The 14954-nt window shown below is 71.6% G+C and carries 13 protein-coding genes; 12 read left to right on the forward strand and 1 reads right to left on the reverse strand.

Annotated elements, in window-relative coordinates:
* Window positions 1-84 precede the first annotated feature (84 nt).
* Window positions 85-708: a papain-like cysteine protease family protein gene (locus ACF07V_RS11150; RefSeq protein ID WP_392153195.1), complete on the forward strand. Its 624-nt coding sequence runs from the start codon at window positions 85-87 to the stop codon at window positions 706-708.
* A gap of 5 nt (window positions 709-713) precedes the next feature.
* Window positions 714-1538, forward strand: coding sequence for a hypothetical protein (locus ACF07V_RS11155; protein WP_392153435.1), 825 nt, complete (start codon window positions 714-716; stop codon window positions 1536-1538).
* Window positions 1539-1948: 410 nt separating this feature from the next.
* Here ACF07V_RS11155 and ACF07V_RS11160 read toward each other — a convergent pair whose 3' ends face one another.
* Window positions 1949-2701: an SDR family NAD(P)-dependent oxidoreductase gene (locus ACF07V_RS11160; protein WP_392153196.1), complete on the reverse strand. Its 753-nt coding sequence runs from the start codon at window positions 2699-2701 to the stop codon at window positions 1949-1951.
* Window positions 2702-2759: 58 nt separating this feature from the next.
* Here ACF07V_RS11160 and uvrC point away from each other — a divergent pair, with 58 nt between their 5' ends.
* The 10 genes from uvrC (at window position 2760) to ACF07V_RS11210 (ending at window position 14900) form a co-directional block, all read left to right on the forward strand.
* Window positions 2760-4766: an excinuclease ABC subunit UvrC gene (gene uvrC, locus ACF07V_RS11165; protein WP_392153198.1), complete on the forward strand. Its 2007-nt coding sequence runs from the start codon at window positions 2760-2762 to the stop codon at window positions 4764-4766.
* Window positions 4763-5725 carry an RNase adapter RapZ gene (gene rapZ, locus ACF07V_RS11170; RefSeq protein ID WP_392153200.1) on the forward strand — a complete coding sequence of 321 codons (963 nt, stop codon included), beginning with the start codon at window positions 4763-4765 and terminating at the stop codon, window positions 5723-5725. The genes uvrC and rapZ overlap by 4 nt, the downstream gene beginning before the upstream one ends.
* Window positions 5722-6747, forward strand: a complete 1026-nt coding sequence (yvcK, locus tag ACF07V_RS11175) for a uridine diphosphate-N-acetylglucosamine-binding protein YvcK (protein WP_392153201.1) — start codon at window positions 5722-5724, stop codon at window positions 6745-6747. Before rapZ ends, yvcK begins: the two co-directional genes overlap by 4 nt.
* Complete coding sequence (gene whiA, locus ACF07V_RS11180; protein ID WP_030205188.1) at window positions 6738-7727, forward strand: DNA-binding protein WhiA; 990 nt, start codon at window positions 6738-6740, stop codon at window positions 7725-7727. The genes yvcK and whiA overlap by 10 nt, the downstream gene beginning before the upstream one ends.
* 151 nt (window positions 7728-7878) lie before the next feature.
* Entirely contained in the window at window positions 7879-10830 is a 2952-nt protein-coding gene (locus ACF07V_RS11185; protein ID WP_392153202.1) for a M14 family zinc carboxypeptidase, read from the forward strand.
* 217 nt (window positions 10831-11047) lie between these two features.
* Entirely contained in the window at window positions 11048-12058 is a 1011-nt protein-coding gene (gene gap, locus ACF07V_RS11190) for a type I glyceraldehyde-3-phosphate dehydrogenase (protein WP_392153204.1), read from the forward strand.
* A gap of 105 nt (window positions 12059-12163) precedes the next feature.
* Window positions 12164-13375 (forward strand): phosphoglycerate kinase, encoded by a 1212-nt coding sequence (locus tag ACF07V_RS11195; RefSeq protein WP_392153206.1) that lies wholly within the window; start codon window positions 12164-12166, stop codon window positions 13373-13375.
* A gap of 7 nt (window positions 13376-13382) precedes the next feature.
* On the forward strand, window positions 13383-14159 hold the full coding sequence (gene tpiA, locus ACF07V_RS11200) for a triose-phosphate isomerase (protein ID WP_392153207.1): 777 nt from the start codon (window positions 13383-13385) through the stop codon (window positions 14157-14159).
* Between the two features lie 97 nt (window positions 14160-14256).
* Window positions 14257-14487 carry a preprotein translocase subunit SecG gene (gene secG / locus ACF07V_RS11205; RefSeq protein WP_086827885.1) on the forward strand — a complete coding sequence of 77 codons (231 nt, stop codon included), beginning with the start codon at window positions 14257-14259 and terminating at the stop codon, window positions 14485-14487.
* Window positions 14488-14564: 77 nt separating this feature from the next.
* Window positions 14565-14900: an RNA polymerase-binding protein RbpA gene (locus ACF07V_RS11210; RefSeq protein ID WP_078908267.1), complete on the forward strand. Its 336-nt coding sequence runs from the start codon at window positions 14565-14567 to the stop codon at window positions 14898-14900.
* The last annotated feature ends 54 nt before the right edge of the window (window positions 14901-14954 follow it).

The raw sequence follows: 14954 nt of genomic DNA on the forward strand, positions 1-14954 counted from the left end.
ACAACGGCCGATGCTCCTGACCAGCGTCCGGACGCGCTCCTCCGACTCCCCACAGCCCCACCCCCCCACCCTGGGAGGAACGCGATGCGCAGAAGACTGATCGACCTCGCGGCACTCGCCGCGGCCGCCCTCTTCCTCGTCCCCACGACCCCGGCCTCCGCCGCGCCTGCCGCGCCCGCCGTGCCTGCCTCACCCGCCGCGTCTTCGGACGAGGGTGTCTCCGCCCTCGCCTCCAAGCGGCTGAACATCACCATGCAGGCCCAGCAGAAGACCAACTGGTGCTGGGCGGCGAGCGGCAACACCATCGCCACCTGGTACGGCCGGAACTACAGCCAGAACCAGTTCTGCAACGCCGCCTTCAACCGGCAGCAGGGCTACGACTGCCCCAACTGGCAGGCCACGCTCGGCAACGTCCAGACCGGCCTGAGCTGGGCCGGCATCAGCCCCGGCTCCTACGTCGACGGCTGGCTGCGGTACTCGACCGTCCAGACCGAGATCAACGCCGACCGGCCCGTCGAGACCCGCATCCAGTGGGCCGCCGGCGGCGGCCACATGCACGTGGTCTACGGCTACGACGACGCGAACAGCTGGGTCTACTGGGGCGATCCCTGGCCCTCCAGCGACCGCTACAACTGGGCCTCGCACGCCTGGTACGTCAACAACAACTCCTTCTCCTGGACCCACTCGCTCTACCGGATCGGGGCGTGACCACCATGAACGCACGCGTCACGGCCACCGGCCTCCTCGCCGCCGCGCTCGTCGCCCTCGGGGTGCTCCCCTCGGCCGCCGCCGAGGGCCTGCCGCCCGCGCCGACCCCCGAACAGGCCGCCTCCGCGCCGGGGACCCTCGACACCCTGTCCCGGTTCTTCGCCCGCGACGGGGCCCTCGCCCGCACGGCGGCCGCGCCGCGCGTCGACGGCGCCTCCGTCCCGGTGCGGTTCCTCTCCCCGGACTTCGTCGCCGGGAAGCCCGGGGCACCGGTCGCCCGCGTCGAGTTCCGCGCCAGCAGGGCCGTGGCCTCGGACGGGCAGAAGGCCTCGCTGTGGACGGTGAAGCAGCCGGGCGGCTGGCAGGTGGTGAACATCGCCACCGGCGACGACGAGATCCGGTACGCGGAGATGGGCCACGGCGGCCTCGTCTTCCGCGAGCCGCAGATCGACGCGTGGTACGTCCAGAAGGGGGCGAAGGTGCTGCCGCTGGACGAGGACGCGGTACGGGCCGTCGGCCGCGACGGGACGAGCCTCACGGCCTACCGGGAGCGGGTCGCCCGAGCGTACGGCGACAAGCTGCCGGGCTCGGCGTACGCGCGGAAGGGAGCGGCGGGGGGTTACGGCTCGGCCGCACCCGCGACGTCCGAGACGTCTGGCGTCGCGGCGGCGGGGGTGGGCGCGGGGCTGGTGCTCGCGCTGGCGGCGACGGCGGTGGTACGCCGACGCCGGACGTCCTCCGCCGGGGCGGCGCCCATCCCCGTTGTGGGCAATCGTCCCGCCGGGGCGGAACGGGTGGGCACAACGGACGGCGCCCCTGGCCGGGCCTAGGCTTCCGCGCCCTGACCCGCACCCCGTGCGCAGTGCACTGGTGGTGCGGGTCCAGGCACGGAAGGCGGAGGCGCCCGCATGGGCGCCGTCCCGTGTGCCCACCCGTCCCGCCCTGCGGGACGATTGCCCACACGGGGGGTGGCGGGGGCACCGCCCGGCGGAGCCGCGGGCCCACGCGGTGCGGGCCCGCGCGGTGCGGGCCCACGCGGTGCGGGCCCGCGCGGTGCGGGCCCACGCGGTGCGGGCCCACACGATGCGGGCCCACGCGGTGCGGGCCCACGCGGTGCGGGCCCACACGATGCGGGCGCACGCGGTGTGGGCCCACACGGCGGCACCGCCCGGTGGAGGTGCGGGGCCACGCGGCGCGGGTCCGCGCGGTGTGGGGGCGTGGGGCCGGGGGCACGGGCTCCTCAGCGGGCCAGGTAGCCGCCGTCTACCGGGAGGATCGCGCCCGTCACGAACGACGCCTCCTCCGACGCCAGGAACAGGATCGCCGCCGCCACCTCCTCCGGCGTCCCGAAGCGCCCCATCGGGTGCGCCCCGACGATCTCCGCGAGGTACTCGGGGCCGCCCGGCTCCACACGCGCGGCGGCGACCCGTTCGGTCTCGATGGTGCCGGGGGCGACCGCGTTGACACGGATGCCGTGCTCCGCCCACTCCACCGCCAGGTGCTTCGTCAGGCCGGTCGCGACGAACTTCGCCGGGCCGTACACCGCCTGCCTCGCCTGGCCGGCCACGCCGGAGATCGACGAGGTGCACACGATGGCCCCGCCGCCCGAGACGAGCATGGCCTCGATCGCGTACTTGCAGGTCAGGAACATGCCCCGGCCGTCGACGGCCATCACCCGGTCGAAGTCCGCCGGCTCCGCCTCCGTGACGGAGAGCAGCGGGATCACGCCCGCGTTCGCGACAAGGACGTCCAGCCGTCCGAAGCGTTCCACCGCGGTGTCGATCATGCGCCGGGCGTCCTCCTCCCGGGAGACGTCCCCCACCACCGGGGTCACGCCCGGGAGGGTGGCGAGGCGGTCCGCGTCGACGTCCGTGGCGACCACCCGCGCCCCCTCCCGCAGGAAGCGTTCCGCCGTCGCCCGGCCGATTCCGCTCGCCGCGCCCGTGATCACGCACACCCGGTCCGACAGCCGTCCTGAAGTGTTCTGAGCCATGTCCGGCCAACGAGCGCGCCCGCCCTGAGTGTCGGTCCCCGCCAGTAGGGTGGGGAGCATGGCAGACCCCTCCAGCTACCGCCCCAAGCCGGGTCAGATCCCCGACTCCCCGGGGGTCTACAAGTTCCGCGACGAGCACCGCCGGGTGATCTACGTCGGGAAGGCGAAGTCCCTGCGCCAGCGGCTGGCGAACTACTTCCAGCCGCTGACGAGCCTGCACCCGCGCACGGCCACCATGGTGACGACGGCCGCCTCCGTGGAGTGGACCGTGGTGTCCACCGAGGTGGAGGCGCTGCAGCTGGAGTACTCCTGGATCAAGGAGTTCGACCCCCGGTTCAACGTCAAGTACCGGGACGACAAGAGCTATCCGTACCTCGCCGTGACCATGAACGAGGAGTTCCCGCGCGTCCAGGTCATGCGCGGCCACAAGAAGAAGGGCGTGCGCTACTTCGGGCCGTACGCGCACGCGTGGGCGATCCGCGAGACCGTCGACCTGATGCTGCGGGTGTTCCCCGTGCGGACCTGCTCGGCGGGGGTCTTCAGGAACGCCGCGTCGGCCGGACGGCCCTGCCTGCTCGGGTACATCGGCAAGTGCTCGGCGCCCTGCGTCGGCCGGGTCACGCCCGAGGAGCACCGCGAACTGGCCGAGGACTTCAGCGACTTCATGGCCGGCCGCACCGGCACGTACATCCGCCGGCTCGAGAAGCAGATGATGATCGCGGCCGAGGACATGGAGTACGAGAAGGCCGCCCGGCTGCGCGACGACATAGAGGCCCTGCGCCGGGCCATGGAGAAGAACGCGGTGGTCCTCGCCGACGCCACCGACGCCGACCTGATCGCCCTCGCCGAGGACGAGCTGGAGGCCGCCGTCCAGATCTTCCACGTGCGCGGAGGACGCGTCCGGGGCCAGCGCGGCTGGGTCACGGACAAGGTCGAGGCCGTCGACACGGCGGGGCTCGTCGAGCACGCGCTCCAGCAGCTGTACGGCGAGGAGAGCGGCGACGCCGTCCCCAAGGAGGTCCTGGTCCCGGCGCTGCCCGAGGACACGGAGTCCGTCTCCGCCTGGCTCTCCGGCCGCCGCGGCTCCCTCGTCTCGCTGCGCGTCCCGCAGCGCGGCGACAAGAAGGACCTGATGGAGACCGTCGCGCGCAACGCCCAGCAGGCGCTCGTCCTGCACAAGACCAAGCGGGCCAGCGATCTCACCACCCGCTCCCGGGCCCTGGAGGAGATCGCCGAGGCCCTGGACCTGGACTCGGCGCCGCTGCGGATCGAGTGCTTCGACATCTCGCACCTCCAGGGCGAGGACGTCGTCGCCTCGATGGTCGTCTTCGAGGACGGGCTGCCCAGGAAGAGCGAGTACCGCCGCTTCCAGATCAAGGGCTTCGAGGGCCAGGACGACGTCCGGTCCATGCACGAGGTGATCAGCCGCCGCTTCAAGCGCTACCTCGCCGAGAAGGACCGTACGGGGGAGTGGGGGCCGGTCGCGGAGGGTGAGGTTCCCGTCGGCGGCGAGGTCCCCGCCGAGGACGCCCAGGACGACGGGCGGCCCAAGCGCTTCGCGTACCCGCCGCAGCTCGTCGTCGTCGACGGCGGGCAGCCGCAGGTCGCCGCGGCCCGCCGCGCCCTGGACGAGCTCGGCATCGACGACGTCGCGGTCTGCGGCCTCGCCAAGCGCCTGGAGGAGGTCTGGCTGCCCGGCGAGGACGACCCCGTGGTCCTGCCCCGGTCCAGCGAGGGGCTCTATCTGCTCCAGCGGGTGCGTGACACGGCTCACGACTTCGCCATCCGCTACCAGCGGTCCAAGCGGACCAAACGCCTCCGGACCAGCCCGCTCGACGCCGTCCCCGGCCTCGGAGAGTCGCGCAAACAGGCCTTGATCAAGCATTTCGGCTCGGTGAAGCGGCTGAAGCAGGCGACAATCGAGCAGATCTGTGAGGTCCCCGGCTTCGGCCGGAAGACCGCGGAGGCGGTCGCCGTGGCCCTGGCCCAGGCGGCCCCCGCCGCACCCGCCGTGAACACGGCCACAGGAGAGATCATGGAAGACGACGGGGGCACCACCGCATGACCGAGCGCCACACGCACGACGAGCACGACCGAGAAGACGGAGCAGGACACGTGAGTACGGGCACGAAGGAGACCCCCGGCGACAACGGCGCCGAGGCGGCCATTCCCGAGCTGGTGATCATCTCCGGCATGTCCGGAGCCGGCCGGTCCACCGCGGCGAAGTGCCTGGAGGACCTCGGCTGGTTCGTCGTGGACAATCTGCCGCCCGCGCTGATCCCCACCATGGTGGAGCTCGGCGCCCGCTCCCAGGGCAATGTCGCCCGGATCGCCGTCGTCGTGGACGTCCGCGGCCGGCAGTTCTTCGACAACCTCAGGGAGTCCCTCGCCGACCTGGACGCCAAGCAGGTCACCCGCCGGATCGTCTTCCTGGAGTCCTCCGACGAGGCCCTCGTCCGGCGCTTCGAGTCGGTCCGCAGGCCGCACCCGCTCCAGGGCGACGGCCGCATCACCGACGGCATCGCCGCCGAGCGCGACCTGCTGCGCGAGCTGCGCGGCGACGCCGACCTGGTGATCGACACCTCCAGCCTCAACGTCCACGAGCTGCGCGCCAAGATGGACGCCCAGTTCGCCGGCGACGAGGAGCCCGAGCTCCGGGCCACCGTGATGTCCTTCGGATTCAAGTACGGCCTGCCGGTCGACGCCGACCTCGTCGTCGACATGCGCTTCCTGCCGAACCCGCACTGGGTCCCCGAGCTGCGCCCCTTCACCGGCCTCAACGAGGAGGTGTCGAACTACGTCTACAACCAGCCTGGCGCCAAGGAGTTCCTCGACCGCTACACCGAGCTGCTCCAGCTGATCGCTGCGGGCTACCGCCGCGAGGGCAAGCGGTACGTGACCATCGCCGTGGGCTGCACGGGCGGCAAGCACCGCTCCGTCGCCACCGCCGAGCGCCTCGCCGCCCGCCTCGCCTCCGAAGGGGTCGAGACCGTCGTCGTCCACCGGGACATGGGGCGCGAGTGAAGCCGTACCGTCGGCGTACCTCCACCCTCGCGGTGCGGCGTACGCTCCGCAGGCGCGGCGCCCAGCCCAAGGTGGTCGCGCTGGGCGGCGGCATGGGCCTGTCGGCCTCCCTCGCCGCGCTCCGCCGGATCACCGGCGACCTCACCGCCGTCGTCACCGTCGCCGACGACGGGGGGTCCAGCGGCCGGCTCCGGGAGGAGCTCGGCGTGCTGCCCCCCGGCGACCTGCGCAAGGCGCTCGCCGCCCTCTGCGGCGACGACGACTGGGGCCAGACCTGGGCCCGGGTGATCCAGCACCGCTTCCAGTCCAAGGGCGAGATCAACGGCCACGCCGTCGGCAATCTGCTGATCGTCGCCCTCTGGGAGCAGCTCGGCGACCCCGTCCAGGCCCTCGACCTGGTCGGACGGCTGCTCGGCGCCCAGGGCAGGGTGCTGCCCATGTCCGCCGTGCCGCTGGAGCTCCAGGCCCTGGTCAGGGGCCACGACCCGGAGCGGCCGGACGACGTGGACACGGTCCGCGGGCAGGCGACCGTGGCGCTCACCCCCGGCGAGGTGCAGTCCGTGCACCTCGTGCCGCACGACCCGCCGGCCGTGCCCGAGGCGGTCGCCGCCGTCCTGGACGCGGACTGGGTGGTGCTCGGTCCCGGGTCCTGGTTCTCCTCGGTGATCCCGCACCTCCTGGTCCCCGAACTCCTCGACGCCCTGGTCGAGACGAAGGCCCGGAAGGTGCTGTCGCTGAACCTCGCGCCGCAGCCCGGAGAAACCGAAGGCTTCTCCCCGCAGCGTCATTTGGAGGTTTTGGGACGACACGCCCCTAAACTCGCCCTGGACGTGGTGCTGGCCGACGAGGCCGCCGTGCCCGACCGCGAGTCCCTCGCCGATGCCGCCAAGCGGCTCGGTGCCGCGGTCGAGCTGGCGCCGGTGGCCGGGCCCGACGGCTCCGCGAAGCATGACCCGGAGCTGTTGGCCGCCGCGTACGACCGTATTTTTCGGATGCATGGAAGGATCGGCCCATGGCGATGACGGCAGCGGTGAAGGACGAGATCTCCCGGCTTCCCGTCACCCGGACCTGCTGCAGGAAGGCAGAGGTCTCGTCGATCCTGCGGTTCGCGGGCGGGCTGCACCTGGTGAGCGGCCGCATCGTGATCGAGGCGGAGCTGGACACCGCGATGGCGGCCCGCCGCCTCAAGCGGGACATCCTGGAGATCTTCGGGCACAGCTCCGAGCTGATCGTGATGGCTCCGGGCGGGCTGCGGCGCGGCTCGCGCTTCGTGGTGCGGGTGGTGGCCGGAGGCGACCAGCTGGCCCGGCAGACGGGTCTCGTGGACGGCCGCGGCCGTCCCATCCGGGGGCTTCCCCCGCAGGTGGTCTCCGGCGCGACCTGTGACGCCGAGGCGGCCTGGCGCGGCGCGTTCCTCGCGCACGGCTCGCTGACCGAGCCCGGCCGCTCCTCCTCCCTGGAGGTGACCTGCCCGGGTCCGGAGGCCGCCCTCGCGCTGGTCGGCGCGGCCCGCCGGCTCTCCATCGCGGCGAAGGCCCGTGAGGTGCGGGGCGTGGACCGGGTCGTCGTCCGTGACGGCGACGCGATCGGCGCGCTCCTCACCCGGCTCGGCGCGCACGAGTCGGTGCTCGCCTGGGAGGAGCGGCGGATGCGGCGCGAGGTCCGCGCCACCGCCAACCGCCTGGCCAACTTCGACGACGCCAACCTGCGCCGCTCGGCCCGTGCCGCGGTCGCCGCGGGCGCCCGGGTGCAGCGCGCCCTGGAGATCCTCGGCGAGGAGGTGCCCGAGCACCTCGCCGCCGCCGGCCGGCTCCGCATGGAGCACAAGCAGGCCTCCCTGGAGGAGCTGGGCGCGCTCGCCGACCCGCCGCTGACCAAGGACGCCGTGGCCGGCCGGATCCGCCGGCTCCTCGCGATGGCCGACAAGCGGGCGCAGGACCTGGGCATCCCCGGGACCGAGTCGAACCTGACGGAGGAGCTCGACGACAGCCTGGTCGGCTGACCGTACGGAATTCCGAACTCCGGGCTGCCGGTGCCTTTCTGAGGCACCGGCAGCTTTTTCGTACACCCGCGAGGCACCCTTGACAGGCCCATGAGCGCCCAAGAGCCTGGCGTCTGTTCGCCTTCGTGACAGACAACAGCAAGGGGGGCTCATGAGACGCAGAGCGAGATCGATCCTCGCCGCGGCTTCACTGCTGATCGCCGGAGTGGCGGCGGCACCCGTCGCCGGAGCGCAGCCGAATGACCGGGACGGCGGTGACGCCCTCTCCGTCTGGCGCGCCGTGGTCACCCAGGAGCAGGTTCCGCTGCTCCTCGACGCCGGTGCCGACGCCCATGAACTCACCGAGCAGGTCCCGGCGAAGGGCTCCGCGACGGTCGAGCTCTTCCTCACCGGCCGGCAGGCCGGGCAGCTGCGCGGCCAGGGCGTCGAGATCGCCGAGCACAGCCTCACCGCCCAGGCCGAGAAGCGGGTCGCCGCGGCCGGGGACGGCGTCTTCCGCCCGTACGGAGGGCCGGGCGGCCTGAAGCAGGAGATCCTGGACACCGCGCGGGCCAACCCCGGCCTCACCAAGGTCGTCTCCATCGGCAAGACCCTCAGGGGCCAGGACATCCTCGCCCTCAAGCTGACCAAGGGCGCCCAGCGCACCAAGGACGGCTCGAAGCCCGCCACGCTGTACATGTCCAACCAGCACGCGCGCGAGTGGATCACCCCGGAGATGACCCGGCGGCTGATGCACCACTACCTCGACAACTACGGCAAGGACCAGCGGATCACCCGCATCGTCGACTCCACCGAGCTGTGGTTCGTGCTCTCCGCCAACCCGGACGGCTACGACTTCACGCACGCCGATCCCGCCAACCGGCAGTGGCGCAAGAACCTCCACGACAACGACGGCGACGGGAGGATCGGCCCCGGCGACGGCGTCGACCTCAACCGCAACTTCGCCTACAAGTGGGGCTACGACAACGAGGGTTCGTCCCCCGACCCGGCCGACGAGACCTTCCGCGGCAAGGGTCCCATGTCGGAGCCCGAGACGAGGGCCCTCGACGCCTTCCAGAAGCGGATCGGCTTCGCGTACGGCGTCAACTACCACTCGGCCGCCCAGCTCCTGCTGTACGGCGTCGGCTGGCAGGTCGCCACCGACACCCCCGACGACGTGGCCCTCAAGGCCCTCGCCGGCACCCCGCAGAACTCCGCCGTCCCCGGCTACCGGCCGCAGGTCTCCTCGGAGCTGTACATCACCAACGGCGAGGCGGACGGGCACGCCGCCAACGTCAACGGGATGCAGATGTTCACCCCGGAGATGTCGACCTGCGCCACCGCCTCCCGCGTCGACCCGAACGACGCGTGGAACCCGGGCGACTGCGCCTCCGTCTTCACCTTCCCCGACGACGAGAAGCTGATCCAGGCCGAGTTCGCCAAGAACGTCCCCTTCGCGCTCGCCGTCGCCGAGACCGCCGCCCACCCGGACCGGCCCGTCTCCCCGGTCGGCATCGACGCCCCGGACCTCACCCCCAAGACCTTCACCACCTCCTACGCGCGCGGCGCGGACCAGGAGGTCGCCGTCACCGCCCGCAAGTCGCTGCGCGCCAAGACCCTGAAGTACCGGATCAACGGCGGCCGCACCCACAGCGAGGAGCTCGAGGCCTGGAAGGGCGGCGAGACCTTCGGCGGCGACGACAACCTCTACTTCGACGAGTACCGCGCCGAGGTCGGGGGAGCCCGCCCCGGCGACTCCGTCGAGGTCTGGTACACCGCCCGCACCCGTGAGGGCCGGCCCACCTCCTCCGCCCCCTTCACCTACAAGGTCGCCGAACGGCCCCGCGGCGACGTGCTCGTCCTCGCCGACGAGGGCGGCACCACGGCGGCCGGCCACACCGCCGCGTACGTGAAGGCGCTCGCCGACAACGGCCGCAAGGCCGCCGTCTGGGACGTCGCCACCCAGGGCGCCCCGGACGCCCTCGGCGTCCTCTCCCACTTCCGCACCGTGGTCTGGTACACCGGCGCCGAGCGCCCCTCCGGCGCCGCCCAGCTCGCCGTCCGCGCCTACCTCAACGAGGGCGGCAAGCTGATCAACGCCGGTGAGAAGGCCGGCGGGCTCACCCAGGTCGGCCGGGCCGAGTCCAACGACTTCGCCCAGTACTACCTCGGCGCCTACCACCGCGCGGGCCTCAAGAACCCGCCCGCGTTCTCCGGCACGGGCGCCTTCGCGGGCACCGGCGCCACGCTCGGCGCCGCCGCCGACAACCCGCTGGACAACGCGGGCGCGTACACCGTCACCTCGGACACGCTGAAGCCGGAGCGGTTCCCGCAGTTCGCGAGCAGCGCCTCCGCCGGCGACTACCCGGGCATCCGCACCCCCTTCGAGCCCGCCGAGGGCACGTCCTTCGCGGCCGTCAGGCACGCCGACGACACCTGGGCCCGGCTCGCCAGGACCGTCGACCTCACCGGCGTCGCCGCCGCCTCGAAGCCGCGCCTGGACTTCCAGGTCAGCTACGACACCGAGCCCGGCTACGACAACCTCGTCGTCGAGGCCCACACCGTCGGCCAGGACGACTGGACGACCCTGCCCGACGCCAACGGCGGCACCTCCGCCGAGCCCCCGGCCGACTGCGGCGAGGGCTACTACCTCCGCGGTCACCCCTTCCTCGCCCACTACCTCACCGTCGGCGAGGACGGCTGCGCGGCCACCGGCACCACCGGCGCCTGGAACGCCTTCACCGGCCCCTCCAACGGCTGGCGGCAGGCCTCCGTCGACCTGAGCGCCTGGGCGGGCAAGAAGGTCGAGCTCGCCGTCTCGTACGTCTCGGACCCCGGTACGGGAGAGATGGGCGCCTTCGTCGACGACACCCGGCTCGTCACCGGGACCACCACCGAGGCGGAGGGCTTCGAGACCTCCCTCGGCGCCTGGTCCACGCCGGGCGCCCCGGCCGGCAGCCCCGGCAACGCCTCCGACTGGACGCGCTCCGCGGCGCTCTTCCACTCCCAGGCCGCGGTCACCACCCGCGACACCGTCCTCCTCGGCTTCGGCCTGGAGCACGTGCCCGGCGAGGCGGAGCGCGCACGGCTCGTCGGCCGCGCCCTCGGCGCTCTCCGGCGCTGACGGAGAGTAGTCGGGACAAAGGTCCCAAGGCGGCCCGTACCCGTTGGTAGGTGCGGGCCGTCGGCCGTTTTCCCTCACTTTCCGGGCTCGTACGGCTGCGCAGGATGTCACTCGCGGGCGGCCGGGGAGGTAGGGTCGTAAGCGGTCGGGGACATCCCAAAAAACAAAAATCTCGCCGGCGTCGATACACCGGCGTTCCTAACGAGGAGATCGGTTCGTGACGATCCGCGTAGGCATCAACGGCTTTGGCCGCATCGGCCGGAACTATTTCCGCGCGCTCCTTGAGCAGGGTGCTGACATCGAGATCGTGGCTGTCAACGACCTGGGTGACACCGCGACCACCGCGCACCTGCTGAAGTACGACACCATCCTGGGCCGCCTCAAGGCCGAGGTGACCCACACCGCCGACACCATCACCGTCGACGGTCACACCATCAAGGTGCTGTCCGAGCGCGACCCGGCCGACATCCCCTGGGGCGACCTGGGCGTCGACATCGTCATCGAGTCGACCGGCATCTTCACCAAGAAGGCCGACGCCGCGAAGCACCTCGCCGGCGGCGCCAAGAAGGTCCTCATCTCGGCTCCGGCCACCGACGAGGACATCACCATCGTCATGGGCGTCAACCAGGACAAGTACGACCCCGCGCAGCACGACGTCATCTCCAACGCGTCCTGCACCACCAACTGTGTCGCGCCGATGGCCAAGGTCCTCGACGAGAACTTCGGCATCGTCAAGGGCCTCATGACGACGGTCCACGCGTACACCAACGACCAGCGCATCCTGGACTTCCCGCACAAGGACCTGCGCCGCGCCCGCGCCGCCGCGGAGAACATCATCCCGACCACGACGGGCGCCGCCAAGGCCACCGCCCTGGTCCTCCCGCAGCTCAAGGGCAAGCTCGACGGCATCGCCATGCGCGTCCCGGTCCCGACCGGTTCCGCCACCGACCTGGTCGTCACCCTCGACCGTGAGGTCACCAAGGACGAGGTCAACGCCGCGTTCAAGAAGGCCGCCGACGGTGGCGACCTCAAGGGCATCCTGTTCTACACCGAGGACCCGATCGTCTCCTCGGACATCGTCAGCGACCCGGCGTCCTGCACCTTCGACGCCTCCCTGACGATGGTCCAGGAAGGCAACACGGTCAAGATCCTCGGCTGGTACGACAACGAGTGGGGCTACTCCAACCGTCTCGTCGACCTCACCGTCTTCGTCGGCGGCCAGCTCTAAGCTTCAGGGCGGGTTTTCGATGGGAGCAGGGCTCGGGCAGCGCAACGTCGCGCTGTGCGAGCCCTGTTTGTGTGCTCCACCGCGTACCAAGGAGTCTGTTAACAGATGAAGACGATCGACGAGCTGCTCGAAGCCGGCGTCGAAGGCAAGCGCGTGTTCGTGCGTGCCGACCTCAACGTGCCGCTCGACGGCACCAAGATCACCGACGACGGCCGCATCCGCGCCGTCGTCCCCACGGTCAAGGCGCTCGCCGACGCGGGTGCCCGCGTCGTGGTCGCCTCGCACCTGGGCCGCCCCAAGGGCGCCCCGGACCCGGCGTTCTCGCTCGCCCCGGCCGCCGCGCGGCTCGGTGAACTGCTGGGCGCCGAGGTCGCGTTCGCGACCGACACCGTCGGCGACTCGGCCAAGGCCACCGTCGAGGGCCTCGCCGACGGCGGCGTGGCCGTCATCGAGAACCTCCGTTTCAACGCCGGCGAGACCTCGAAGGACGACACCGAGCGCGGCGCCTTCGCGGACCAGCTCGCGGCCCTCGCCGACCTGTACGTCGGCGACGGCTTCGGCGCCGTGCACCGCAAGCACGCCTCGGTCTTCGACCTCCCGGCGCGCCTCCCGCACGCCGCCGGCTACCTCATCGCCACCGAGGTCGGCGTCCTGAAGAAGCTCACGGACGAGGTCCGGCGGCCGTACGTGGTCGTGCTCGGCGGCGCCAAGGTCTCCGACAAGCTCGGCGTGATCGACCACCTCCTGGAGAAGGCCGACCGCATCCTCATCGGCGGCGGCATGGCGTACACCTTCCTCAAGGCCAAGGGCCACGAGGTCGGCATCTCGCTGCTCCAGGAGGACCAGATCCCGGCGGTCCTGGAGTACCTGGCGCGTGCCGAGAAGCGCGGCGTGGAGTTCGTGCTCCCCGTCGACGTCCTGGTCTCGCCCGAGTTCCCGGACCTGAAGACCAAGGCTCCGGCCAACCCCACCACGGTCGCCGCGACCGCCATCCCGGCGGACCAGGAGGGCCTGGACATCGGTCCGGAGACCCGTAAGCTCTACGCCTCGAAGCTCGCCGACGCGGCCACCGTCTTCTGGAACGGGCCGATGGGCGTCTTCGAGCACCCCGACTACGCCGAGGGCACCAAGGCCGTCGCCCAGGCGCTCGTCGACTCCCCGGCCTTCACGGTGGTCGGCGGTGGCGACTCCGCCGCCGCCGTCCGGATCCTGGGCTTCGACGAGAATGCCTTCGGCCACATCTCGACCGGCGGCGGCGCCTCCCTCGAATACCTCGAGGGCAAGCAGCTCCCCGGCCTCGTCGCACTGGAGGACTGACCCCCTTATGACCACCCGCACCCCGCTGATGGCGGGCAACTGGAAGATGAACCTCAACCACCTCGAGGCCATCGCCCACGTCCAGAAGCTCGCCTTCGCCCTGACCGACAAGGACTACGACGCCTGTGAGGTCGCGGTCCTGGTTCCCTTCACCGACCTTCGGTCCGTCCAGACCCTGGTCGACGGGGACAAGCTCAAGATCAAGTACGGCGCCCAGGACATCTCGGCGCACGACTCCGGTGCCTACACCGGTGAGATCTCGGGCCTGATGCTGTCCAAGCTCAAGGCCGCCTACGTCGCCGTCGGCCACTCCGAGCGCCGCCAGTACCACGCCGAGAACGACGAGGTCTGCAACGCCAAGGTGAAGGCCGCCTTCAAGCACGGCGTGACCCCGATCCTCTGCGTCGGCGAGGGCCTGGACGTCCGCAAGGCGGGCGACCAGGTCGCGTACACCCTGGCCCAGATCGACGGCGGTCTGAAGGACGTCCCGGCCGAGCAGGCCGAGACGATCGTGATCGCGTACGAGCCGGTGTGGGCCATCGGCACCGGCGAGGTCGCCACCCCCGACGACGCCCAGGAGGTCTGCGGGGCGATCCGCGGCCGCCTCGCGGAGCTGTACTCGCAGGAGCTGGCCGACAAGGTCCGCATCCAGTACGGCGGCTCGGTCAAGGCCGGCAACGTCGCCGCGATCATGGCGCAGCCGGACGTCGACGGCGCCCTCGTGGGCGGCGCGGCGCTGGACGCCGACGAGTTCGTCAAGATCGTGCGCTTCCGCGACCAGTGAGTATGCGGTAGCGGAGTTACGTCGTACCCTTGCGGGGGTCGGGCAGGTGCCCGGCCCCCGTCCGTATAAGTCCGAGGAAGTTGGTCCAGCCGTGGTTATGGGGTTCTCGATCGCCCTGATCGTCTTCAGCGCGCTGCTGATGCTGCTCGTGCTGATGCACAAGGGGAAGGGCGGCGGCCTCTCCGACATGTTCGGAGGCGGTATGCAGTCCTCCGTCGGCGGCTCCTCGGTCGCCGAGCGGAACCTTGACCGGATCACGGTCGTGGTCGGTCTGCTCTGGTTCTCCTGCATTGTGGTACTTGGTCTGCTGATGAAGTTGGACCGGTAACTCCAATCACTGGACGCGCGTTGGGCCTTACGTAGACTGGGGCATCTTCGAGCACCATCACGCAGGGAGTTACGACCGTGGCAAGTGGCAACGCGATCCGGGGAAGCCGGGTCGGAGCGGGGCCGATGGGGGAGGCCGAGCGGGGCGAGTCGGCACCGCGCCTCCGCATCTCCTTCTGGTGCTCGAACGGGCACGAGACGCAGCCGAGCTTCGCCAGCGACGCGGCGGTCCCGGATACCTGGGACTGCCCGCGCTGCGGCTTCCCGGCGGGCCAGGACCGGGACAACCCGCCGGACCCGCCGCGCACGGAGCCGTACAAGACCCACCTCGCCTATGTGCGTGAGCGGCGCAGCGACGCGGACGGCGAGGCCATCCTCGCCGAGGCGCTGGCCAAACTGCGCGGCGAGATCTGAAGCGTGGTGTGACGGTGTGACGAACGGGCCTTGCCCGCGAACTCGATTCGCGGG

This window comes from Streptomyces sp. NPDC015661 (genome assembly GCF_043077765.1).
Lineage (GTDB): Bacteria > Actinomycetota > Actinomycetes > Streptomycetales > Streptomycetaceae > Streptomyces.

Coding starts and splice junctions, on each gene's coding strand:
- ACF07V_RS11150 (WP_392153195.1), top strand. CDS start 85: ATGCGCAGAAGACTGATCGACCTCGCGGCACTCGCCGCGGCCGCCCTC.
- ACF07V_RS11155 (WP_392153435.1), top strand. CDS start 714: ATGAACGCACGCGTCACGGCCACCGGCCTCCTCGCCGCCGCGCTCGTC.
- ACF07V_RS11160 (WP_392153196.1), bottom strand. CDS start 2,701: ATGGCTCAGAACACTTCAGGACGGCTGTCGGACCGGGTGTGCGTGATC.
- uvrC (WP_392153198.1), top strand. CDS start 2,760: ATGGCAGACCCCTCCAGCTACCGCCCCAAGCCGGGTCAGATCCCCGAC.
- rapZ (WP_392153200.1), top strand. CDS start 4,763: ATGACCGAGCGCCACACGCACGACGAGCACGACCGAGAAGACGGAGCA.
- whiA (WP_030205188.1), top strand. CDS start 6,738: ATGGCGATGACGGCAGCGGTGAAGGACGAGATCTCCCGGCTTCCCGTC.
- ACF07V_RS11185 (WP_392153202.1), top strand. CDS start 7,879: ATGAGACGCAGAGCGAGATCGATCCTCGCCGCGGCTTCACTGCTGATC.
- ACF07V_RS11195 (WP_392153206.1), top strand. CDS start 12,164: ATGAAGACGATCGACGAGCTGCTCGAAGCCGGCGTCGAAGGCAAGCGC.
- tpiA (WP_392153207.1), top strand. CDS start 13,383: ATGACCACCCGCACCCCGCTGATGGCGGGCAACTGGAAGATGAACCTC.
- secG (WP_086827885.1), top strand. CDS start 14,257: ATGGGGTTCTCGATCGCCCTGATCGTCTTCAGCGCGCTGCTGATGCTG.